Source organism: Aquiflexum gelatinilyticum (assembly GCF_024813435.1).
Taxonomy (GTDB): Bacteria; Bacteroidota; Bacteroidia; order Cytophagales; family Cyclobacteriaceae; genus Cognataquiflexum; species Cognataquiflexum gelatinilyticum.
In genome coordinates, this window is the sequence record NZ_JANAEZ010000002.1 from 229,393 (window position 1) to 251,778 (window position 22,386).

Annotated in this window: 22 protein-coding genes and 1 tRNA gene; 2 read left to right on the plus strand and 21 right to left on the minus strand. The window is 40.4% G+C overall.

The annotated features are described in order from the left end of the window. The 7 genes from NK987_RS05585 to NK987_RS05615 form a co-directional block, all read right to left on the minus strand. Entirely contained in the window at positions 1-738 is a 738-nt protein-coding gene (locus NK987_RS05585; protein WP_259263073.1) for an isoprenyl transferase, read from the minus strand. 82 nt (positions 739-820) lie between these two features. After that, the gene (gene porG / locus NK987_RS05590) at positions 821-1,573 is read right to left on the minus strand and encodes a type IX secretion system protein PorG (protein WP_259263074.1); all 753 of its coding nucleotides are present in this window, start codon (positions 1,571-1,573) and stop codon (positions 821-823) included. 157 nt (positions 1,574-1,730) lie between these two features. Then, on the minus strand, positions 1,731-2,606 hold the full coding sequence (locus tag NK987_RS05595) for an NAD kinase (RefSeq protein WP_259263075.1): 876 nt from the start codon (positions 2,604-2,606) through the stop codon (positions 1,731-1,733). A 12-nt stretch (positions 2,607-2,618) separates the two neighbouring features. Continuing rightward, on the minus strand, positions 2,619-3,284 hold the full coding sequence (locus NK987_RS05600; RefSeq protein ID WP_259263076.1) for a CBS domain-containing protein: 666 nt from the start codon (positions 3,282-3,284) through the stop codon (positions 2,619-2,621). Between the two features lie 86 nt (positions 3,285-3,370). Then, on the minus strand, positions 3,371-3,955 hold the full coding sequence (locus NK987_RS05605) for an anthranilate synthase component II (protein WP_259263077.1): 585 nt from the start codon (positions 3,953-3,955) through the stop codon (positions 3,371-3,373). Next, positions 3,939-4,484 carry a CvpA family protein gene (locus NK987_RS05610; RefSeq protein WP_259263078.1) on the minus strand — a complete coding sequence of 182 codons (546 nt, stop codon included), beginning with the start codon at positions 4,482-4,484 and terminating at the stop codon, positions 3,939-3,941. The genes NK987_RS05605 and NK987_RS05610 overlap by 17 nt, the downstream gene beginning before the upstream one ends. A gap of 6 nt (positions 4,485-4,490) precedes the next feature. Further along, positions 4,491-4,940, minus strand: coding sequence for a GatB/YqeY domain-containing protein (locus tag NK987_RS05615; RefSeq protein ID WP_258423065.1), 450 nt, complete (start codon positions 4,938-4,940; stop codon positions 4,491-4,493). A 61-nt stretch (positions 4,941-5,001) separates the two neighbouring features. On the opposite strand from NK987_RS05615, the gene NK987_RS05620 reads away from it, so the two are divergent. Continuing rightward, the gene (locus NK987_RS05620) at positions 5,002-5,718 is read left to right on the plus strand and encodes a pyridoxine 5'-phosphate synthase (RefSeq protein WP_259263079.1); all 717 of its coding nucleotides are present in this window, start codon (positions 5,002-5,004) and stop codon (positions 5,716-5,718) included. Positions 5,719-5,758: 40 nt separating this feature from the next. Here NK987_RS05620 and NK987_RS05625 read toward each other — a convergent pair whose 3' ends face one another. From NK987_RS05625 to NK987_RS05675, 11 genes are all read right to left on the minus strand, one after another. Continuing rightward, positions 5,759-6,646, minus strand: a complete 888-nt coding sequence (locus NK987_RS05625; RefSeq protein ID WP_259263080.1) for a M23 family metallopeptidase — start codon at positions 6,644-6,646, stop codon at positions 5,759-5,761. 76 nt (positions 6,647-6,722) lie between these two features. Then, positions 6,723-7,799, minus strand: a complete 1,077-nt coding sequence (locus tag NK987_RS05630; RefSeq protein WP_259263081.1) for a DUF3810 domain-containing protein — start codon at positions 7,797-7,799, stop codon at positions 6,723-6,725. A gap of 9 nt (positions 7,800-7,808) precedes the next feature. Continuing rightward, on the minus strand, positions 7,809-8,393 hold the full coding sequence (locus NK987_RS05635; protein WP_258423062.1) for a NifU family protein: 585 nt from the start codon (positions 8,391-8,393) through the stop codon (positions 7,809-7,811). Positions 8,394-8,451: 58 nt separating this feature from the next. Continuing rightward, entirely contained in the window at positions 8,452-9,114 is a 663-nt protein-coding gene (locus NK987_RS05640; RefSeq protein WP_259263082.1) for an outer membrane beta-barrel protein, read from the minus strand. Positions 9,115-9,155: 41 nt separating this feature from the next. Then, positions 9,156-11,918 carry a TonB-dependent receptor gene (locus NK987_RS05645; RefSeq protein ID WP_259263083.1) on the minus strand — a complete coding sequence of 921 codons (2,763 nt, stop codon included), beginning with the start codon at positions 11,916-11,918 and terminating at the stop codon, positions 9,156-9,158. Between the two features lie 130 nt (positions 11,919-12,048). Further along, a complete protein-coding gene (locus NK987_RS05650) occupies positions 12,049-12,261 on the minus strand; it encodes a hypothetical protein (RefSeq protein ID WP_113924211.1) in 213 nt (70 codons plus the stop codon). Positions 12,262-12,286: 25 nt separating this feature from the next. After that, positions 12,287-13,822, minus strand: a complete 1,536-nt coding sequence (gene gltX, locus NK987_RS05655) for a glutamate--tRNA ligase (protein WP_259263084.1) — start codon at positions 13,820-13,822, stop codon at positions 12,287-12,289. Between the two features lie 146 nt (positions 13,823-13,968). Then, positions 13,969-14,340 (minus strand): 50S ribosomal protein L19, encoded by a 372-nt coding sequence (rplS, locus tag NK987_RS05660; protein WP_113923857.1) that lies wholly within the window; start codon positions 14,338-14,340, stop codon positions 13,969-13,971. 88 nt (positions 14,341-14,428) lie between these two features. After that, a complete protein-coding gene (gene trmD, locus NK987_RS05665) occupies positions 14,429-15,115 on the minus strand; it encodes a tRNA (guanosine(37)-N1)-methyltransferase TrmD (RefSeq protein WP_259263085.1) in 687 nt (228 codons plus the stop codon). Next, positions 15,115-15,645: a ribosome maturation factor RimM gene (gene rimM, locus NK987_RS05670; protein WP_259263086.1), complete on the minus strand. Its 531-nt coding sequence runs from the start codon at positions 15,643-15,645 to the stop codon at positions 15,115-15,117. Before rimM ends, trmD begins: the two co-directional genes overlap by 1 nt. Before the next feature lie 14 nt (positions 15,646-15,659). Next, positions 15,660-16,214 carry a 30S ribosomal protein S16 gene (locus NK987_RS05675; protein ID WP_259263087.1) on the minus strand — a complete coding sequence of 185 codons (555 nt, stop codon included), beginning with the start codon at positions 16,212-16,214 and terminating at the stop codon, positions 15,660-15,662. Between the two features lie 278 nt (positions 16,215-16,492). On the opposite strand from NK987_RS05675, the gene NK987_RS05680 reads away from it, so the two are divergent. Beyond that, positions 16,493-16,567 (plus strand) — tRNA-Arg (locus tag NK987_RS05680). Between the two features lie 32 nt (positions 16,568-16,599). Here the strand turns inward: NK987_RS05680 and NK987_RS05685 are convergent. The 3 genes from NK987_RS05685 to NK987_RS05695 form a co-directional block, all read right to left on the minus strand. After that, positions 16,600-19,923, minus strand: coding sequence for a VCBS repeat-containing protein (locus NK987_RS05685; RefSeq protein WP_259263088.1), 3,324 nt, complete (start codon positions 19,921-19,923; stop codon positions 16,600-16,602). A gap of 34 nt (positions 19,924-19,957) precedes the next feature. Beyond that, the gene (locus NK987_RS05690; protein ID WP_259263089.1) at positions 19,958-20,590 is read right to left on the minus strand and encodes a hypothetical protein; all 633 of its coding nucleotides are present in this window, start codon (positions 20,588-20,590) and stop codon (positions 19,958-19,960) included. A 151-nt stretch (positions 20,591-20,741) separates the two neighbouring features. Continuing rightward, complete coding sequence (locus NK987_RS05695) at positions 20,742-22,376, minus strand: RagB/SusD family nutrient uptake outer membrane protein (protein ID WP_259263090.1); 1,635 nt, start codon at positions 22,374-22,376, stop codon at positions 20,742-20,744. Positions 22,377-22,386 lie beyond the last annotated feature (10 nt).

Genomic DNA, 22,386 nt, shown 5'->3' on the forward strand with positions numbered 1-22,386 from the left:
TTAAGGTTTAATCTGAGCTCCCGTTTTGCCAAATCTTCTTTCTCGTTTCTGATAATCGAGGATGGCGTCCACGAGATGCTCTTTTCTAAAATCCGGCCATAACACCTCTGTAAAATACAGTTCTGTATAAGCCAATTGCCAAAGGAGGAAATTGCTGATTCTTATTTCCCCGCTTGTCCTGATCAGCAGTTCCGGATCAGGGATGTTTTTGGTATTCAAGTTTGCAGCAATTACTTCCTGCGTGATATCTTCAATATTGAGTTGTTTTGCTTCTACTTTTTTGACAATCGATTTGACCGCATCCTGAATTTCCCATCTTCCACTATAACTTAATGCCAAAACAACTGAAAGACCTTTGTTTTCAGATGTCATTGAAATCGCTTCCTTGAGTTTTTCTTTTGCTTTTCGCGGAAGACTATCTGTATCTCCTATGGTAAGAAGTCTGATGTTATTTTTCATCATGTTGGGAACTTCTCCCGAAATGGTATCTACGAGGAGTTCCATTAATGCAGTAACTTCATCTTCCGGTCTTGACCAATTTTCGGTAGAAAATGCATATAAAGTCAGGAACTTTACCCCAAGTTCAGCAGAACCTTCAATGGAATCTCTCACGGCATTTATGGCGTTTTTATGGCCAAAAACCCTCATGGCTCCCTTTTGTTGGGCCCAACGTCCATTGCCATCCATGATAATAGCGATGTGATGGGGGATTTTCTCTTTGTCTAATGATTCTTTCATTTCGTAGGGATACGAAAGGGCCTTCGTTTTTTGGAGGTACAAAAATGCTATTTCTTTTTCAATATTCTATTTTTGGCAGAAATTAATAAGAATAACATTTCACCGAACTGAAAGTGTAACTTAGGGTGATGCCCAAAAAGTAATACCAGTCTTTGTCACTGTAATTGCCATAGTTGTACCCAGTCAAGGTATTGGGGTTGTTGGGGTCTGGAAAGCGTGGGATAAATGGCTCCTCTCCATACAGCTTGTCCAGAGCATCGGTAAAGGTTGCCCTTGCACCAAATTCTGCCGCAAGAATCCACTTGTCAGACAGTTTGTATTTGATTCCGATTCCAAAAGGAATAACCGGAGTCCCTACGTTATAGCCTGTCGGGTTGGGATCATCTTCGAATTTTCTTCCTTTTCCTACAAATCCAGAAAAACCCAAACCCAGAAAACCATATGGTGAAAACCTGAATTGGGCGTAGCGGTTTGTAAAATCAAGGAAGTGATATTCCATGACAACGGAAGCTTCAAAAAGAGATCCGTTGAAACCCGCATTTCTGTAAGCCATAACCGGATCAATTGGATTGATACTATCCGCTGCATTGAGCCTTGCAAATGATAACCCACCTCGGAGCGACCATACATTGTCAAAATTTCGTCTGCCAAATAACGTCCCTTGAATTCCGATCTGATTTGGATCTAGTCCCCGGATAATGTCACCCGAATAGGTGGCTATACCAAGACCTCCGCCTGCATCATATTTTTGTGCGATTGAACTTCCGGGCTTCAAAAAAGCCAGAGAAACCAAAAGAAATGACAAAGACAAAATCCAAAACTTATTCTTTTTCAAGACGATGCAATTTATGAACTAGACAACGATATAAAAACCCGTATAAGTATTTGCGGGGTTAATTTTTGTTAATGATAAGAAGTGTATCGGGTGTACTAAAACCGTATAAAACACTGTTATATTGGATATTAATGCTAATTAAGTAGCAATTATTCTTTTAATTCCGCATATCAAAGCCCCAATTGAGTTTTTGGCGAAGCGTATCGAAATAACTGTAGGAAGCGAACTTGACTAATTTTGCTGAAAATTCAGCTTTTTTCACTTTCAATTTTACACTGGCATCAATGGGAGTCGACCTTGAATCCAACGAAATCAAAAACTTCTCACTCCTTCCCTCAATTTTAAAGCTGATTTCATTGTCATCTGAGACAATTATCGGACGGACATTCAGATTATGCGGACTTACAGGAGTAATGACAAAATTTCTAGCTCCAGGAGTAATCAGCGGACCACCACAGCTCAGGGAGTATCCCGTAGATCCTGTGGGTGTTGCCACAATCAACCCATCCGCCCAATAGCTGTTGAGGTAGAGGTCATTGATATAGGTATGTACAGTAATCATGGAGGAAGTGTCCCGCTTGTGAATGGTAAATTCATTCAATCCAAAATTTAGACCATTGAATAAGGGAATATCTGATTCTAGTTTTAAAAGAGACCTAGACTCGATGGAATAGGAGCCGGAAATCAATTCCCCAATGCTGTTTTCAATGTTTTCTTTTGCTACAGTGGCCAAAAAACCCAACCTACCGGTGTTGACACCTAGGATAGGGATCTCATTTTCCCCGACAAGACAAACGGAATCAAGCAAAGTACCATCCCCACCGATGGAAATTACAAAATCCGAATCTTTGATTGTGTCATTTTGATTGATGGATTGTAGACCTTTTGTCGGGAATCCATTTTTTTTGAGTGATTTTAGCAGGGATTCCGTGAGGTTGATGTCAACGTTTTTTTCCCTTAGGACTTTGAACAGAAACCCTATCTGAGGAAGAAACTCTTTTTGAACACCTATCCCGTGTAAAGTGATTTTCATTAAAGGATAGGATTAGATCTGTAAAAATCTGAAAAGATTGTCAATACGTTCCTGCTCACCGCTGATGCCTTCCTCCTCTTGGAAATGGTCAAGAATCCGATAGCCAAACCGCTCCAGCGTGGCTTTGACATGTCTGAGCTCTGTTTTATCCAGTTTTAATGTCAATTTTATTTTGGAGTCATCAAGCGGGTCGCTTGATAAAAAGCTGCTCAATATTTTCGTGTTTTCGGATTCAATGATCCGGGCTATTTCAAACAGACTGTAATCGGTCATATTCATAGAAAGAACCAAGACAGCACCGTTGGATTGAATAGAAAGAGAATCTGCAAAAGCGCTGATGGCATCTTCCATAGTCACCACACCAAGGTAATTGTTTTCTCTATCTACCACCGCTATCATATTGGAATGAAATTCGGAAGCGACTTTGATAACATCATATATATGCTTGTCTTGGTAAACAAAACAAGAAACGTTGTCTAGGGAAATTTCCGCAATGCTGGTTTCAGGGTTGTTGATGGTAAAAACCAAATGTTCTGTAATAAAACCCAAGAACCTGCTGTCTTCTACTACAGGCAGAATATCCGTTCTGATTTCTTCCATCCAGTTCAAAGCTAATTTGACCTTGTCTTTGAGTTTCAAAGGAGGGATGAGGTTATTGATAAATTCGTAGGCCTGCATGCAATAAATATATTAAATAGGATTCGAAATATAAAACGAAGGGAGAAGGCAACAAGTTTGAAAGTATCGGTAATTACAGAAACAACCTATGTAATCCTAAAATCGATTTTGCTACAGCTAAGCCAATTTTCTATTATTTCTTTTCCAAATTCAGTCAGATAAGCCTCCGGATGATATTGGATTCCAAGGATAGGCATTGTTTTGTGAGCCATGGCCATGATTTCACCTTGGCCGGTTTGCAGAAGTATTTGAAGGCATTCAGGAATATTTTTGATTTCTAGGGAATGGTATCTTGTAACTGAAAAAGTTTCAGGTAATCCTTTCAGCATTTTATGGCTCTGCAAAGTCTGAAAAACAGAGTGAACCTTCCCGTGTACTGGTTTTTTACTTTTTACCAATTGCGCTTCAAAGTGCTCGCCGATGGCCTGATGCCCCAAGCAAATACCCAAAATAGGGATCTTACCCACATACCAATCGAGAATTTTCATAAGATTCCCAGCTTTTGAAGGGGATTCAGGACCGGGTGAAAGAATCAGACCATCCCAGGATTTTGAGGTGAGTTGCTCTAAGTCAACATCGTTTCTGACTATTTCCAACTCAATCCCAGTCTGTCGCAAATAATCTGCAAGAATATGGGAAAATGAATCAAAATTGTCAATCAGCAAGACCATCTGCTTTATTTTTCACCAAATCTTGAATCGAAGATATGGTGTTTTTGATAATAGGGGTAAAGCCATCAAATGCATCGATTAAAACGGGCGCTATCGGCTCGAGGTAGGTATAGGTCTTGGAATCTTTTGTCCAATCCTTGGGTAGTGAATAGTCAAATGAATCTGCCAGCCAAACAAAAAAGCTGAGAATAAAGACTGTTTTGAATAACCCCAAAATCCCTCCTGCCATATTATCCACAGCACCCAATATGGTAAAATCCAAAGTCTTCTTCACCAAAAATGCCAAGCCCCTGATGATCAGTATCACTCCCAAAAAGATCAAAATGAATGCTGCAAATGGCAACAGGAATGTCATTTCATTTACTTGTTTGGCAAGAAGATTTGCCCCCCAATTCATAAAATGAAAGGCAAGTATAATGGCAAATATGAATGCCACTATAGAAAGCAGACCTATAAACAATCCCTCCTTGTATCCGCTGTAAGCACCCAAGGCCAAAAAAACCACTATAAATACATCCAGGATATTCAAGGCTTATCAGGATAAAAGTTCCTTGACTTTTTGTGAAATCGCTTTTCCGTCGGCTTTTCCAGCGAGGGCCTTAGAGGCAATGCCCATCACCTTTCCCATGTCCTTAGGCCCGGTCGCTCCGGATTCAGAAATGATGGCTTTCAATTCTTCCACCAGTTCTTCATCAGTCAACTGCTTCGGCAAAAACTCACTGATAATTTCCAGTTCTGCCATTTCGACTGAATAGAGGTCTTCTCTGTTTTGTTGCTTGTAAATATCTGCCGAATCCTTCCTCTGCTTGGCAGCTTTGGTCAACAGCTTCATTTCATCTTCATTGGAAAGCTCAGCGCCTGCTCCTTCTTTTGTTTCTTCCAAGAGGATCAGCGATTTGATAGCCCTCAATGCCCTCAACCTGTCTTTGTCTCTTGCGAGCATGGCATTTTTTATTTCACTTTCTACACTTGCCTTTAAACCCATTGTCTTGTTCTTTGTGTTATAGGTGTAAATTTGTCACAAAATTATCTTTTAATCTAGGAAAATGACCAAACTGAGCGTAAATATTAACAAAATCGCCACCCTCAGGAATGCACGTGGAGGCAATAATCCGAATGTTGTAAAGGTGGCTTTGGATGCTGAGCGTTTTGGCGCACAAGGGATTACCGTTCACCCAAGACCAGACGAAAGACATATCAGGTATCAGGATGTCATCGACTTGGCTAAAGTGGTTACGACAGAATTCAACATTGAAGGTTACCCTGACCAAAGGTTTATGGATTTGATCAGATTGGTGAAGCCTGCCCAAGCTACATTGGTTCCTGATCCTCCCCAAGCAATTACCTCAAGTAGTGGTTGGGATACCATCAAGCATCAACTCCTACTTAGAGACATTGTTGCTGAGCTGCATGAGTCGGGTACTAGAGTCTCCATTTTTATCAATCCCGAATCCAAATATTTTGAACCAGCAAAAAATACCGGAACTGATAGGGTTGAGTTGTATACAGAGCCTTATGCTACGGCTTATCCCTCAAACAAAGAGGAAGCTATTAGGCCATATGTTGAAGTCGCTTTGTTGGCTAAAGAGTTGGATCTTGGTCTGAATGCAGGTCATGATTTGGATTTGCACAACCTAAAATTTCTAAAGGAAAGTATTCCATTTTTGGATGAGGTTTCCATAGGTCATGCGCTGATTTGCGATGCGCTGTATTATGGATTGGAAAATACCATCCAGATGTATAGGAGACAGTTAGAAGTGTGAGGTTTAAAAATTGGCAATTTGATTTTGTATTGCCAATTCCTCACTTTCCTTCAAAATTCTTGATTTCTTTTTTTGTCATTTCCTTTGTGATCATTTCAATAGGATGAGTTGAAACAACTTTTTTCCCATTTTCGGCTTGAATTTCACCTTTTTCATTGTCGTAAAGTTTGACAGGAAAAGATTCCCATTTCAACTCATTGTCATATTTTTTCAATCTTGATTGGATCATCCTCACGTGGGGACCGGATTCATATTTTTCTCCTGAGGACTCTGTCAAAGGTTGACCCGGGAATACAGTATCTCCTAGTTTCACTTTCGCAGATCCGGGTTTCAAAACAGACAATCTGGTGAAGGTCCCATCTTCATGGTAAATTTCAATAAAGTTGTCTAGGGAACTGTAAGAATAATTTTGACCTTTTAATTCTTCATCAATCTTGATTTGGCTTATCACTCCCTTTCTTGGAGAACATATTAAGGTTGGATTTTCAAATCTGAAAGAAATTCCAACATAGTTATTGTTATTTGTTTCGCCTTTTAAGGTATTGTTGATATCAGTCATGGGTTGAATTGTGACTTCGACACCTTCTGATACAGGAATTAAATATGCAACCTCTTCTTTTGATTTAGCCGAGTAGCTTCCTCTGTAGGATGTGTATTTGTAATTATATCCAACTCCCTCATTCACATTTATTCTTTTTAATCTGGATACAGCACCTCTGCCTGGATTTGCCACCGCATAAGTAATTGTTCCTCCTGAGGATTGAAGATTATTCAAAGTGGTGAATTCAATTTTGACAGTGTAGGGGACCAAGTCAGTATTGGTGGCAATGAGGGTAACATTTTCATTGGCATCTTTTTCAGCCTCTAATTTGACTTGTGCAGATAAATCCAACCAAGTGAAACAAAACAAAAAGAGAAAATAGCGCATACGTTTTGAAATTAAGAACTACTAGATTTCAAAAAAAGAAAAAATCCTGTACAATTAAAAATATAATTCAGGAGATTTAGAATCCATCCTTCAGACTGTTTCTCCAGGCAAAGGCCAACATGGGTAATTGTTGGTAGCTGTTGATGCCCGCTTTGACGCCTTGAGTTTTTAGAAAAAGGTCATTTGATTTTCGACTGATTTCCAGGTTCAAAGGTTTGATTTTTTCATTTTCCTTCTGGATAGAAATCAGATCATTTCGGATACCTGGTGGCAAAGTTTTATAAAAATCTTTGAATAAATCTTTGGACATCCTGTACATGTCATTCATTTGGTATTTCAACAACCTGAGTTGGCCGGAATACTGCAACAAGGGATCATCAGAATTGGAACAGATAACCCAGGCTATGAAATTTGCCTCCCCTTCATCCGTGACGCCATAACTGTGCGCCATTTCGTGTGCAATAGTGAATGGTTTTTCGAGATGATGCAATGTCGGATCAATATAACTTTCCCCTGTAAAAGGGAAATAGATTCCCAAAATGCCCATTTTTCTCATGAAGCCTGCTGGATAAAATTGCTTTGTCCTGGGATTGCCTGTAAAATTCAGCCCCAATAAATAGAGGTTTTCCCGCATATTGGCCCTGACCAATTTTTCCAGATCTGGATATTCTATGGTTTTTTTTATGGCTATGGTGTCTTCCTCAATATTGTAGCGAAGTTGGCTGAGAATATTTCGGGTAAGTTCAGTTTCTTTGATCAGTTGTTCCTCATTGAGTGGAATCGGTTTCAGTCCAATCTGTTGAAATATCGGAATTCTCTGGTAATTGTATCCCCAAAGAATCAGGAAAAAGAAAACTATTGCTCCCAAATAATTGAACAAAGACCTGATGGAATAGCCTAATTTATATTTCCAACCCTGAGTTTGATTTAGGCGGTAGAAATAAAAACCGATGAAAAATATGAGGGAGGCGATGAATACATAAACCGTAGCAAAAGGAAGCAGAGATAGGGAAAGGTCAATGACATTCCTGATTCCCGGAAAAAAGGACCTCGAATAAATTGCTTCGGTTTTCTCGGGGTATTTAATTGCAAAATGCCTGACCAGAAGACTGATCAGGCCCAATAATGTCCAGGTCCAATTTCCTCGCAACATCGGGAACAATTAAATTCCTTCCGCCTGAACCTCTTTGACCTCAGGAAGCATTCGAGTCAATAGATTTTGGATTCCTGCTTTCAGTGTAATCGTACTTGATGGGCATCCCGAGCAGCTTCCCTGAAGCAGTACCTTTACAATTCCTTCATTGAAACTGTGAAAAACGATAGCACCGCCGTCTTGTTCGACTGCAGGCCGGATGTATTCATCAAGGATTCCTTTGATTTTTTTTACGGTTTCAGAATCATTTTCATTGAAAAGAGGATCCTTCTCAAATGATGCCATCACGACGGCAGATTTTCCTGCTTCCAGGTATTTTTTGATATGGTCACGAATGATATCCTGGATTTCAACCCAATCAATATCCTCTTTTTTGGTGACCGTCACAAAATTTGCTGTGATAAATACTCTGTCTACGGCAGCAAAATTAAATAATTCATTGGCCAAAGGTGAAGTTTCCGTGCTTGATTGATCAGGGTAATCAAAGCTTACACCTTCATCCGTCAACATGAAATTTACTACAAATTTCAAAGAATTGGGATTCGGATTAGCCTCCATATAGATATGGACCGGTCTTTTTTGAGCTTGCAGCATAATTGATTTGTTTTACTACTTACATACCACCAAAACAAGGGATAAGTTCCTTTGTTTTTTATTTTTGGGTTTTCAATTTTGCAACTCGGAACAAATAGGTCAAAGTAAGTTCGATATTGGTAGAATTCATATCAAAAATCCGGTCTAAAGTTTCAGGTCTGCCAAATTCATACGAAAACCTCAAATCAGCTTCCAAAGTACTTTTTCCAAATAATTTGGAAAGTCCTGCTCCGGCTGTAAGTCCATACATGAACTTTCTGGGATTATCCTCCGGCATCCCATATGTCGGCAAGAAAAGAGGGCCTTCAAAATCTCTCTGTACATCGGTTGCATTCAGTAAATAACCAAAGTGTGGGCCGATTTTGATGTGAAATCTTCCACCTTTCCCGGCATAAAAGTTAGAGAGTACCGGCATTTTCAAATAATTCAATTCTGTTTGATTGGTACCTACAAGCAAGGTATCAGTTTGGATATACCCTAATGTAAGGTATTGGATCTCAATCTGGATTCCGGCATTTTTTCCTGCAAAATGTTCCATGACAAAAGCAAAAGTAGGGGCAGAAATACCGCCGGTCCTTACTGCCGGTCTTCCTGCAGAATACCTGTAAGACATGGATGAAACGGAATATCCTCCCCTGATTCCAAAACTTGTCTGCCCATTGACCAATATTGGCAAACTAAGTAGTGCAATTATGGATATGGTGAAGATTAATTTTTGCATTGCCAAAAATAGGGATTAGAATTTCAATATCTGAGCAAAAATCATTTTCCTGCTGGGAGACTATATTTTGCCTTGATCGGTTTTCCATCTATCGATATTCCTTCGATAATTATAGATTTGGGACTTTGTATGTCATTCATAAAGAATTCGATTAGAAGGCTTCCATTTTCACCGTCAGTGATCAGATATGGATTCCAGTATAGCGTAGCCCGCTCATCTGCTCCTACCGGCAAAGATTCCTGATCATTTTCATGGCTTAAACTATAGAAATTATTGGGAACCGAAAATCCCTCAATGACAAGGGTGTTCGTATTAGCTGAAGAAGCATTTAGAATAGGAGAAGGTTGCCCTCCTTTTTTGAGGTAAATGGCGATGACGCCATTTCTTCCCATATCACCCATTATGGAAGCCATTCTTGTCACCACCTCGATTCTTTCTACATCATTTTGGTTGATGGAATTGATGTTCGAAGCGGCGCTATTGCCCGGAAGGATAGCACCGTCCACCATTACCATGGGTTCCAATGAATTTGTACCTGAGGTAGCACCTCCCCTTAAAGTTACCTGACCAAAGGAATTGACATTCATACCAGGAACGTATGGTTTTAGACTTAGCAAAAGATCGGTAGAATTACCTCCCCGCATGAGAACGTCTCCTTGGATGACATGGTCTGCTTTTCCATATATGGCCATTGTTTTGTCTTTGGGTTCGTCTTCATTCACAATTACCTGTTCGAGTTCCACTGTCTTTTCTTCGATTTTTGAAAAAATTGATTCATTTGTACCCGTTATTTTTGGCATTATTACCGATTCAGGTACAAAAAAGGGAGGTTTCAATGGCGTGATGATCTGAAATTTTCCAAATGAATTTCCTTTTTTGTCCAAGGCCATAAAAGTAAAATCAAGGGGCCCATAGAAGTCCATGTCCTCGAGACTGAATTTGCCTTCCGCATCGGACTGAAGTTCAAGAGAAGCTGAAAAATTATTGAAATAGGCAGTAAAAGGCATTGATTCAGGTTTTCCTTTTTCATTGAAAAATTGTCCCGATACATTCATGTCTTTTTCAAGTGAGTAGGTAAATTTTTCTGTAGAAATGTGCTTGGGGACTTCTTTTATGGCCAATCCATTAAAAATGGTTGGATTCAAGGAAATAGGAGTGACCAAGTAATCATCAGTCACAGCTACTGAAAGATTAGCAGCAACAGGATTTCCGTTTTGATCCTTCAGTTCAACCGTCAAGCTGACTTTCTCCCTGGTCCGGTATTCGTTTTTATCCGGTTTGAAAATGGCCTCAATCTTCGAAATGGGTTCTTCAGAAGAAACGGTTTCTGTAATCCTGTCAAAATGACTCAGGACCGGCAGTGCTTTGACAAAGTAAGCGTCAGGACCATAATTCCTATTCCAATTGGTATACGAACGCAAATAATACTGCTTCTGATTGAGTGTGTCAGGTAAAAATATGTCTCCGACAGCGAGTCCATTTTCAATTTTCAGTTTTTTCTGAATGATAACATCCCTATTCTCAGAAATCAATTCTACATACAAAATCTTGCTTAGTTCCTTCTTAAGCGTTGGATTGGTGTAGTTCAGATAAGCTTTGAAAAATAATTGATCACCCTGATAGTAAAATGGTCTGTCCAAGTGAAGGTAAACTTTCTCTTGAAGGCCATTGGCATCTTTTGCCATTTGGGTATTGGATTCCAATGAAAATGGAGGAGAATAATCCATTGGCAAAAGGGTAGCCACTTTCCTTTTGTCCATATCACCGGAGAAGGTCACATCTTTCTGGTTCAGGACAATGCCGTTTGAATTGACATTGACATAATTGCCGTTGACTTCTAACCATGATATGGGATATGGTGCATCTTTGTAGGTATTGATGGTGCTGTAGCCTTTTTCATAGTGGACCTCGATCCTGCCTTTAAGGTAAATTCTATACTCGCCAGGCCTTCTTCCTGGAGTCACAAGGTTCTCAGGGTTATAGACTATGACGGATTTTCCCAGTTCATTTGAAAAAACATCAGACCGCATATTCAATGTTTCCGATCCGCCAGGTTTGTTTCCATAAAGCATAAATCCCTCCTGATTATGTAAGTTTTGGATCATGGCCCTAAACATGTTTGCAGCTGACTTTTTGTAGGTTTCTTGTCGGTTTTTACCCCAAGTTTGTTTTACGGTTTGGACACTGGTATCCATTTCCACAAATCTTGTGGCTCCTGCGATGATGTAGTATTGCGGCGTAAAATAAAATTCCCTGAGATCAAAAGTGAGGTTATATCCTAGTCCATTATTCTTGATTTCTATAGGTTGGATAGCGGTGGCCCGGAAGCTGTTTGTAGAATTGTCTTCGGGAAATTCAATAACCCAAGGATTGAGGATTTCGCATTGTGCAGCGAGGTTGTCATTTCCCAAAAACAGGTTTTTGAATCTTTTTAATTCTCTTTCCCAAGCCTTATCTCTCGTTGCTTTGATTTCGACGTCTGAAAGTTCTTGCTCAGAGGAAACCAAAGTCACATTAAGAATAAATTGTCCGCCAGGTTTGATGGAAGCGGGTTTTTGTAAGGCCTGATAGCCAATAAAAGAAAAGGCAACTTCCACTTCTCCCTCTGGAACATTTGCCAAGCTGAAGGTCCCGTCCATGTCAGTGACGGTAGACAGTGTAGTATTGTTGATAAAAACATTACAAAATGGGAGCGGTTCTCCGGTCTTACTGTCCGTAACTTTTCCTGTTATTGTCCCCGTGGTTTGTGAAAAACCTGCTAATGAAATCAAAATCAAAAAAAATGCTATTGGAAAAATTCTCATATCAGAATGTACTAATGATTAAGGCGAAATATAAAATATAATACGGTTAAGGGGAAAGTTTGATGAAAAAAAATGCACAAAATCTAAAAGATTTTGTGCATTGGTGCATTCAAAGAATATTAGCTCAAGATTATTTTTTCTTTTTGCCTTTGCCTTCTTTGATTTCTTCGATGTCCTCTCTGTCTTTCAGCTTCTTGTCATCGACATTTTTATTCAGAAATTCATTGAGTTTGTCAATAGAGAAAGTGCTTGAAATCTCTCCAAAGGTGTCAATGTTCATCTTGAATCCTTCCAAGTCTTTGTGGACTTTTGCGATTTCTTCTTTTTTAGGTTTTTTAGCCATAGGAGATTGTGATTTTTGGGATTTGTCAAACTACCTGCAAAGTATCTAAGGCAAATTTAATCCTTTTGGAAAGCTCTTCCTTTCCTAATATACTGAATACAGCCATCAGATCAGGACCGGCACCTACTCCTGTCACTGCCAAGCGAACTGCCTGCATGACCTTTCCTAATTTGATGCCATTTGCTTCTGCTGATTCCTCAAGAAGGGCCTTTGCTTTTTCAGGAGTGAACTCAGAAGAATAAGACGCGAGCTTTTCAATATATGTACCCAACACCATAACTACTTCGGCGTTCCATTTTTTGGCTGCGATATCTGTATCAAATTCGGAAGGGGCAACCAACATAAACTTCCCTTCTTTCCAAAGGTCAGCCGGAAAAGTGGCTCTTTCCTTCATGACTGCAGCTATTTTAATTGCTTTTGCTTTGTCAATAGAAAGCCCATCTTTTTCAATATCAGCGATTAAATATGAAGCCAATTCCTCATCGGATTTTGCCCTGAGGTATTGTTCATTGAACCATTTGGCTTTATTAATATCAAATTTTGTTCCTGATTTTCCTATTCTTTCGATCGAAAATGCCTCTACCAATTCTTCTAAGCTGAAAATCTCTTTGTGATCTCCAGGATTCCAACCTAAGAAGGCGAGGAAATTCAACATTGCCTCAGGAAGGTAACCGCCTTCTCGGAATCCCATGGCTGTTTCACCTGAATTCGGATCTTTCCAATCCATCGGGAACACTGGGAAACCATGTTTGTCCGCATCTCTTTTGGAAAGCTTGCCATTTCCGTCAGGCTTCAGCAATAGCGGTAAATGCGCAAATTCCGGCATGGTATCTTCCCAGCCAAAGTATTTGTAAAGCAAAACGTGCAATGGTGCAGATGGAAGCCATTCTTCACCACGGATCACGTGTGTGATTTTCATCAGGTGGTCATCCACAATATTTGCCAAATGATAGGTCGGCATTCCGTCGGATTTCATCAAAACCTTATCATCCAAAGTGCTGGAATGAACCATCACCCAACCACGGATCAGGTCATGCAATCTTACTTCTTCTTTTCTTGGGATTTTGACACGGATGACATAAGCTTCACCCGAAGCCAATCTCGCTTTGACCTCATCCTCAGGAAGAGTAAGGGAGTTTTTCATCTGTGTTCTGGTGATGGAATTATACTGTGGGGATACAACCCTTGCTGCAGTGAGTCTTTCCCGCATGGCATCTAATTCCTCAGAAGTGTCAAATGCATAATAAGCATGACCTTTTTCGATCAAGTCAAGGGCATATTGCATGTACATCGGCTTCCTTTCCGACTGCCGGTATGGTGCACTTTCTGCGGGGTTCCATGGGCTTTCGTCAGGAGAGATTCCGAGCCAATCCAATGCATCTTTGATATATTCTTCAGCGCCGGGGACAAACCTGTTTTGGTCAGTGTCCTCAATTCTCAAAAGGAATTTACCCCCTGTTTTTCTAGCATATAGGTAATTGTATAAGGCGGTTCTGACGCCACCGATATGTAGAGCTCCTGTTGGAGAAGGTGCAAATCTCACACGTACTTCTTTGTTCATGGTATTGGATTATATTTTAACAACCCTTGATAGAACAAACGGTTGTAAGGTTCAATCTATTTTGAGGGTGCAAATATAGGAAAAGATAGGGATTGGTCTAAAAAAAAAGGGAACCCGTTTGGATTCCCTTTTTGTTAAAAAGACAATTAAGCGTCTTTTCTGTGTCTGATTTTTTCTTTGATTTTGGCAGACTTTCCTTGACGGCCTCTCAAATAGTACAATCTTGCTCTTCTCACTTTACCTTCTCTCATCAATTCGATTTTGTCGATGGCTGGAGAAATGATAGGGAAAATTCTTTCCACACCCACACCGTTTGATACTTTTCTTACAGTGAAAGTTTCTCCGTTTGTATTTGGATTTTTTCTCTGGATGACGGTGCCTTGGAATTGCTGGATACGCTCTTTGTTACCTTCAGTGATTTTCACGTGGACGTTGATGGTATCTCCTGCTTTGAAAGAAGGGAATTTGGCTCTCGCCTCGCTGTATTCCGCTTCTACAATTTTAAGTAGTTCGCTCATAGCTATATATTTTATGTGCTTATAGCGACTGCGCCTCAGCGCAATCTTTTGTTAGACTCAATGGTATTACTTTCTTACGTATATCGCCTCAGATTTCTTTTCCTTCGAGAAGGTCAGGTCTTCTTTCTTTTGTCCGGCGAACCGATGCTTCAAATCTCCAGGTATCTATTTTGGCCTGATGTCCTGACATTAATATTTCCGGTACTTTCATTCCCTCATAATCTGCGGGTCTGGTATATACCGGTGGGGCCAAAAGCCCATCTTGAAAGGAATCTGTCAATGCCGAGCTTTCGTCATTGAGAACTCCGGGAATCAACCTGATAATGGCATCCGTCACTACCGCCGCGGCCAATTCGCCTCCTGAGAGGACATAATCACCGATGCTGATTTCTTTGGTTATCCATTTCAGTCTGACCCTTTCGTCGACACCTTTATAGTGTCCGCATAGGATAATGAAGTTTTCTTTGAGAGAAAGTTCATTGGCCATTTGCTGGTCAAATTTCTTTCCGTCAGGTGTCATGTAAATGACTTCATCATACTCCCTTTCGCTTTTGAGTGCTTCTATGCACTTGGCGATGGGTTCTATCATCATGACCATTCCGGCACCGCCTCCAAATGCATAGTCATCGACTTGCTTCTGTTTGCCGCCGGCATAATCTCTCAGGTTGTGGACCCTTACTGTAGCCAAACCTTTTTCTTCCGCTCTTTTGAGAATCGAATGTGAAAAAGGGCCTTCCAACAATCCGGGAACAACTGAAATGATGTCAATGCGCATCAGTCTTCCAAATATATGTCAATCAATCCATCGGGCAGGGAGCAGAAAACTTTCTTTGCTGCTTTGTCGACTTTCCGGATGATCTGGTCTTGAATGGGTATCAAAACCTCTTTTCCTTTATGTTCGACGCCCAATAAATCCTGGGTTTCCATGTCATAAATGACTTTAACCTCTCCGATAAGTCCGAGGGAATCATCGACTACCTCAAATCCTACCAACTCATGGTAATAATACTGGTCTTCTCCAAGCTCTGGAAGTTCACTCACCGGAAGGTATAAAGCCGATCCTACGAGTTTGCTTGCATCATCTACTGTGTCAAAATCCTCAAACTTTGCTAACACTTTGTTATTCGGTTGAGAAACAAAATGCTCAATAAAGAAAGGGACCAACCTAGTTTTTTGCTCGATAAAGACATGCTTCAGTTCTTCATAATCCTCAGGAAAATCCACATCGAGGACTACCATAACCTCACCATGAAGCCCATGAACTTTGGACACGTAGCCCAATTGGAAACAATTGTCTTTGTTCATGGTGTAAAAGGGTATTAAGCTTGGGTTTCTTCTCCTTCAGCAGATGCTTCAGGTGCTTCAACCTCAGCCGCCGGAGCTTCTTCTACTTTTGGAGTAGCAGCAGCGATGGCGTCATCTTCTCTTTTCTTGATTGCATCAAGACGGGCTTGGTTTTTAGCTGTTTCAGCCTCAAATGCCTTGGTTTTTGCGTCTTCTTTTTCTTTGGTCAATCTGTCCACTTTACCGCCGATGGCAGCTTCTTTGGAAGATTTCCAAGTTTCGAATTTTGCATCAGCCTGATCTTGAGTGATCGCGCCTTTCAATACACCGATTTGAAGGTGTTTTTGCAACAATATACCTCTGTAAGAAAGCATAGCCTTTACTGTATCAGTCGGCTGCGCACCGTTCAACAACCATTTAAGAGCACGCTCATTGTTGATGTTGATGGATGCAGGGTCAGTGTTGGGGTTATAAGTCCCGATTTTCTCGATAAAGCGTCCATCTCGTGGAGCTCTAGCATCAGCTACTACAACGTCATAGATGGCCATTTTTTTTCTGCCTCTACGCGATAATCTGATTTTTACTGCCATATTAATTTGATATTTAGTGAATTGATGGATCCCGTCCATCTTAAATTTTGGACTGCAAAGATAGCGTATTAAAAATGAAATGAACAAATGACCCTAATATTATTTGCGGAAATGAAGGGAATTGATTTAACTTGCGACCTGATTTAGAAGCGAGAGAGTAGAAGCGAGAAGCGGGTGAAGAAACAAAGCCAGATTTACATAAGGACTTTTGGAATTTTGTTTTCAAACACAAATTGCAAATCTAGTATCTTGTATCTCAGATCTAGCGGTCTAAATATGGCTTCGTAGTTCAATGGATAGAATAGTTGTTTCCTAAACAATAGATATGGGTTCGATTCCCGTCGAGGCTACCAACAGAAAAACCCTTCAGAAATGATGGGTTTTTTTATGGCTTGATACTAAAAACTTCAAACTCCCCATCGTTTTTGACAAAGAGAATCCATCTTTCATTTTTGACCTTGATGGACCGGATATGTTTGATATCTCCTTGGATACCGAGTTCCCCATTTTCCATAATTGAAAATCCACCCTTTCCGTTTCCTTTTAAAGCCAATCCATGACTCCCCTGATAAGCACCAAAATAAGGCGAAACGGCTGTCATATTTCCCCCCAACAGCAAATCCAATATTCCATCACCATCCAGGTCTTCCATCAAAATTGCCTGAATTGGAGCAAATTGGGCTTCAGTGGGCAGGGGTTGAATGGTGAATCCTTTTCCAACATTATTGAATAAAATCACGGATTCGAATTTTTTTGCTTCGAAAAGTTTGGCTTCCGCTAACTTGAAGTTCTTGAAAATCTGCTTCACTGTTTTGCCGGCAAAGTCTGAATGCCTGACAAAGTCTTTTTTGAGTAAAGGAATCTGTTTTACCAATTCATCCCTTGTGGCGATGGTATATTCTTTGCCGTCTTTATGGTAAGTCAGGATTTGTTCCAAACTGCCGTTTCCATCAAAATCCTTGACATACATCCTGACGGGAGCTTCTTCGGAGGTTTTTAGCCGGCTGTTCAATCCAAGATTTCCCAGCACCAAGTCCGGGAAACCATCACCGTTCAAATCCCCAATTTCAACCGTATTCCACCAGCCTGAAGTATTGGCTAACCCAAATTTGTCTGTTTCATTAATCAACCTCCCATCTCGGTGCATCAAAATGGTGATTGGTATCCATTCACCCACGACAACCAAATCCATTTTTCCATCCTGATCCAAGTCTACCCACGATGCTGATTTGACCATTCCGATAGCGCTTAAGTCAGGCGCAATTTGGAGAGTGATATCTACATACGTTCCATTTCCGCTGTTCTTAAGGATATAGCTTCTGGGAAGCTGTCCATATTTCCCAATGACATTTCTTCCTCCTACAAATAAATCCTCCAAACCGTCGCCATCCAAATCATGTGGAAGAGCAACCGAATATTGGCTTTCAGGATCAATGGGAAGATCAAGGGTAGCGGAATACGAACTTTGATTTTGGTGTAAGAGAATTTTATTTGAATGAGTGCTTGAAGGGTTATTTCCTCCATTCAGCAAAAGTAAATCTGCGTTATCCTTTGATTCACGTTGCAAAAAGGCAGCATAGGTTTCTTCCGATTCCAGATCTTTTTTTAGAATCTCTTGTTCTGATTGAAGGAATTTTCCGTTTTTGTTTTGGATAAACAATCGGGACTCCTGACCCTTTGCTCCCCCAATAAAAATGTCTTCCAATCCATCCCCATTGGAATCGCCGATGGCAAATGCAAGCCCTTCTTGGGAAAGTTTGTGCGGCAGCAGCGGCTCTTTATTGAAATCATTGTAATAATCTTCTAAGTGCAAAAACTCTAAGCCTGTTTCCTTGGAACTGAGTTTTTGAAAAAATGGAAGCGGTTGTTTTGGATCAGGAATTGGGGCAAATAATGCATTTTCCTCTTTTACAGTAATCAGTTTGTTTACTTCCAAATTCAGTAAAGTTTCTCTTTTTCCTGATGGCCAAATAGCTTTTAGGGAATCGATGCTAGTGGCTTTTCCCAATCCCAAATTGATCTCCGGCGCAACGGAGGATTGAAAACCCCTAGCAGTGAAGTTTTCCTGAATGATTTTTGATCCATTAATGTAGGCCTCCACCCGTGCCCCGATTCCAAATTTATTGTTTCCTGATCCCTCAAACCTGATTTTAAGAAATGATTGTGTTTCTGTTTCTCCGGATTGATTCAACTTATTTTCAAAAACTGAGGAAATCTTATTGATATGATTGACAACCAAATCCAAGTCTCCATCATTGTCCAAGTCAGCATAGACCGCACCATTGGAAATCGTAGCTTCGGATATTCCCCAAGCCTTACTTACATTTTCAAATGTCAGGTTTCCTGAATTTTTGAAAAAATAATTGGGGACTTCACCGGGAGGCATCTGACCAGAAATTTTCAAATCGCTGATATCCGGTCTTTGAACCAATCCATCTTTGATTTCCGGATTGGTGATGAAGTTGATATAATCCATGTCATTGGGTCGCCGTGCAATGCCATTGGAGATAAACAAATCTTTCCATCCATCATTGTCAAAATCTGCAAACAAAGGTGACCAGCTCCAATCCGTGGCATTGATACCCGCCAATTGGCCGATTTCCGAAAAAGTACCGTTTGCATTGTTGAGCTGCAGACTGTTTCTTGTAGTTTGTCTTCCGTATCCGAAATTGAGTTTGAGTTGGTAAATTTCATAACTGTCTTCACCCGCTGACATTTTTTGGACGATTTCATTTTCTGGTAACATGTCCAGGCTGATAATATCAATCCAGCCATCATTGTTGAAATCAGCCAAGTCGTTGCCCATCGAAAACCTGCTCATGTAAGATAATGCATCTTGGCTTGATTCTTTGAAGGTCCCGTCTTTTTGGTTGAGATAGAGGTAGTCGTTTTCATTGAAATCATTGGAGACATAGATGTCTGGCCAATCGTCATTGTTGACATCGGCTATTCCGATTCCTAACCCGTATCCTATCTGGCTGGAAAAAATCCCTGCCTCATTGGTCACGGGAGTAAACCTCTGTTCTCCTTTTTCTGCGTTGTTTCTGAAGAGTCTGTCTCCTTCAGGACCGCTATCCATATATCGAAGAGTAGCCCTGCCATAACTATTCTCGGTATGTACGGCATGGTTGAGAAGGTACATGTCCAAATCACCGTCCCTGTCATAATCAAAAAATGCGGCTTGTGTACTGAATCCCTGAAAATCCAATCCATATTGATTGGCACTTTCGGTAAAGGTCAAGTCACCATTGTTGATGTAAAGTTCGTTTTTGCCTTTAATGCCTTTCCAATCTCCAAGCCGGCAGACATAGATATCAAGTAGACCGTCACCATTGATATCCGCCATACTGATTCCTGTTTTCCAAGGGCCAAATGAACCAATACCACTCCGGTCAGTAATGTCCTCAAAAACCATATTTCCTTTGTTCAAATAAAGTTTGTTGGGAAGCTGATTTGCAGAAAAATAGAGATCCAACAACCCGTCATTGTTAATATCCCCGACAGCTACCCCGCCTCCGTTGTAAAAATAAAGGTATTCGATGATATTGAACTCCTCCGTTTCGGTGAGTTGGTTGTTGAAATCTATTCCGGATTTCTCCGCACTTAATTCAACAAAAAGTGTGGTTTGCTTTAATGGGTCAGTTTTTTTGGAACATGCTGTCAGGATGAAAAAAGCAAAAATCAAAAATGGCAAACAGGCATATTTCATCTGATATTTTTTTCATTGATTAAATCCGTTTAAGTCAATTGGAAGGTTCTTTTTCCTCGAGTTGACTTTTTTCAAATTCTTCTTTGAGCCTTTTTTCCACTTTCAAATCTGAGAAAACAGCCTGTACATGCTGTTCGTCCTTGACAAATAAGTTGATTCTTCTTTTGCCGTCGATTTTGTAATAGACTTTCCCTTGGGTAGGATGGTTGATCAATTTAAAATCATCACCATAGACCTCTTTGTATTTCTCCAAAACTTTAGGAAGCAATTCTTCAGCCCAATATTGTCTGTTCCATGGTGCCCATGCTACGTAAGAATAGGTAACTGGCATCTCGAAAATTTTTTCTTCTATAAATGTTGGAAAAAACCTCATGCTGATTTCGCTGTCATATTCACCGACAATTCGATATTCAACATTGGTCGTTCCACCTGGCCCTTGTGTGATTTTTTGTTGTTTGTTCAATTCAGTACAATGGTCAAAAAAATCCTTTTGAGCCATGCCTAAGTGAAATCCCAAAAAAAGACTGTCTGATTTACTGAAACCATCATCGGCTGCGGTATTAAATGAAGAGTCGCAGCTTTGAAGAATTGTACAAAGTATAATTATAGGGAGTAAGATAAATCTGAAACTATGCATAGGTGTATAAGGCATCAATTTTCTAGACAAGATAAGCCTGTTTCTTTATTTTCGGGCTAAAATTAAATGAATTTGAATCTATTCTTCAATCCTATTTGAAAGAATTTTGGAGAATAAAATAAAAAAAAAGCAAGCTGAAATAAATCTTCAGCCTGCTTTTTAATAATATATCAAACCCTAATTAATTGTATCCTGGATTTTGCACCAATTTTGGGTTGGCAAGAAGCTGAGGTGCCGGAATCGGGAACAATTCCAAGAAGCTACCCGGAGTATGTACTCTTTTTGGTCTGTTCATACCTGCAAAAGGCCACCATGCATCTCCATACTTTTTGAATCTGATCAAGTCCTGTCTTCTGGTCATCTCCACATACATTTCTCTGCCTCTTTCTGCCAAAAGATTTTCATCTGTCAGGGTAGTGAAAGGATCAAGATTACCGGCCCTGGCTCTGATCTGGTTGACTAAAGCCAATGCTTCTGAAGTTTGTCCCAATCTGAATCTGGCTTCAGCCAAAGAAAGAATCACATCAGAAAGTCTGAAGACCACGAAGTCATTGCTCATATTATTGGTTCCACCTCTTTCAAATTCATATTTTGCAATTCTAGCACCCGCCTGACGTAGACCTCCCGGAGATATTTCGTTGAGATATGGCATGAAAGTAAGTGGCGGGCCATTTGGATCGCCGTTTCTTCCTGTAGGGTCAGTAGGTTCTACTCCCGGATCAATCAAAGTAGATCCATCTGCACGAGTTTGTGGACCAACCAAGAAATTACTTAACCTTCCATCTCTAGTACCTGTGGTTTGGGCCAAAGCCAAACCTGTCCAAACCGGTCCTTGTACCCCTGGATTTTTGACAGGGTCTACATAAGAGTTATAGAATTCTTCTACAGTCTGATATCCATTCCAAGGCTGTTGGGTGAGGTTGAAGGTTGATTGGCTGACAATGTGAAGTGTCATCATCACCCAGTTAAATCCACCTGCAAAAACCTTGTCATAAGGATAGACGAATATGTTTTCGGTCGATTGGCTGTTGTTGATAGCAAAGTTATCTCTGTATGATGGCATTAAGCTGTAAGGTCCACTGTTTATGATTTCAGAAGCATCAGCTGCAGCAAGTGCCCACTGTGCAGTACCGGTATATACTTCAGCGTTCAGGTAAAGCTTCATTCTGATCATCAGTGCACTCCACTTTGTCATCCTTCCATAGGTTGTACCATCTTTCGACACAGGTAGCAGAGGAATAATTTCATTCAGCTCGGCCAATATAAAATCATAAACCTCTTTCCTTGACTTAGTAGCAGGGGCTTCCAAATCAGTAAAGTCAGTTACAATTGGAACATTTCCAAAAGCATCCATTGCCCAATAGTAATATAAAGCCCTTAGGGCCCTTAGCTCGGCGATAAATGCCGGAGAGTTAGGGTTGTCCAATTGCTCAAAAGAAAAGATCAACCTGTTACAGGTATTGATCCCTCCAAAAAGGAAGTTCCATGAGTTTTGGAAGAAAGGATTATCAGGTTGGAATTCATGTTGGTGCAATTGTAAAAGCACGCCTCCGTCAAACCAGTCACCACCTTTGTGTGAGACTACAATTTCGTCAGAAGCAATTTCATTAATGGACCATAGGCCTGAGTGGTTACCTAATCCCCCTAAGGAAGTATAGGCTTGTCCAAGGGCAGAAATAAATTCTTCCTCAGTTTGGAAGAAGTTGTCGGCTGTGACCTCGCTGAAGACTTCCTCTTCTAAATCGACACATGATGAAGCGAAATAACACATTCCCAGGCCAATCAAGAAGTATCGTATGTTGATTAAATTTTTCATGATATCTTTT

Coding starts and splice junctions, on each gene's coding strand:
- NK987_RS05585 (WP_259263073.1), bottom strand. CDS start 738: ATGAAAGAATCATTAGACAAAGAGAAAATCCCCCATCACATCGCTATT.
- NK987_RS05595 (WP_259263075.1), bottom strand. CDS start 2,606: ATGAAAATCACTTTACACGGGATAGGTGTTCAAAAAGAGTTTCTTCCT.
- NK987_RS05600 (WP_259263076.1), bottom strand. CDS start 3,284: ATGCAGGCCTACGAATTTATCAATAACCTCATCCCTCCTTTGAAACTC.
- NK987_RS05605 (WP_259263077.1), bottom strand. CDS start 3,955: ATGGTCTTGCTGATTGACAATTTTGATTCATTTTCCCATATTCTTGCA.
- NK987_RS05615 (WP_258423065.1), bottom strand. CDS start 4,940: ATGGGTTTAAAGGCAAGTGTAGAAAGTGAAATAAAAAATGCCATGCTC.
- NK987_RS05620 (WP_259263079.1), top strand. CDS start 5,002: ATGACCAAACTGAGCGTAAATATTAACAAAATCGCCACCCTCAGGAAT.
- NK987_RS05625 (WP_259263080.1), bottom strand. CDS start 6,646: ATGCGCTATTTTCTCTTTTTGTTTTGTTTCACTTGGTTGGATTTATCT.
- NK987_RS05630 (WP_259263081.1), bottom strand. CDS start 7,799: ATGTTGCGAGGAAATTGGACCTGGACATTATTGGGCCTGATCAGTCTT.
- NK987_RS05635 (WP_258423062.1), bottom strand. CDS start 8,393: ATGCTGCAAGCTCAAAAAAGACCGGTCCATATCTATATGGAGGCTAAT.
- NK987_RS05640 (WP_259263082.1), bottom strand. CDS start 9,114: ATGCAAAAATTAATCTTCACCATATCCATAATTGCACTACTTAGTTTG.
- NK987_RS05645 (WP_259263083.1), bottom strand. CDS start 11,918: ATGAGAATTTTTCCAATAGCATTTTTTTTGATTTTGATTTCATTAGCA.
- NK987_RS05650 (WP_113924211.1), bottom strand. CDS start 12,261: ATGGCTAAAAAACCTAAAAAAGAAGAAATCGCAAAAGTCCACAAAGAC.
- gltX (WP_259263084.1), bottom strand. CDS start 13,822: ATGAACAAAGAAGTACGTGTGAGATTTGCACCTTCTCCAACAGGAGCT.
- rplS (WP_113923857.1), bottom strand. CDS start 14,340: ATGAGCGAACTACTTAAAATTGTAGAAGCGGAATACAGCGAGGCGAGA.
- trmD (WP_259263085.1), bottom strand. CDS start 15,115: ATGCGCATTGACATCATTTCAGTTGTTCCCGGATTGTTGGAAGGCCCT.
- rimM (WP_259263086.1), bottom strand. CDS start 15,645: ATGAACAAAGACAATTGTTTCCAATTGGGCTACGTGTCCAAAGTTCAT.
- NK987_RS05675 (WP_259263087.1), bottom strand. CDS start 16,214: ATGGCAGTAAAAATCAGATTATCGCGTAGAGGCAGAAAAAAAATGGCC.
- NK987_RS05685 (WP_259263088.1), bottom strand. CDS start 19,923: ATGAAATATGCCTGTTTGCCATTTTTGATTTTTGCTTTTTTCATCCTG.
- NK987_RS05695 (WP_259263090.1), bottom strand. CDS start 22,376: ATGAAAAATTTAATCAACATACGATACTTCTTGATTGGCCTGGGAATG.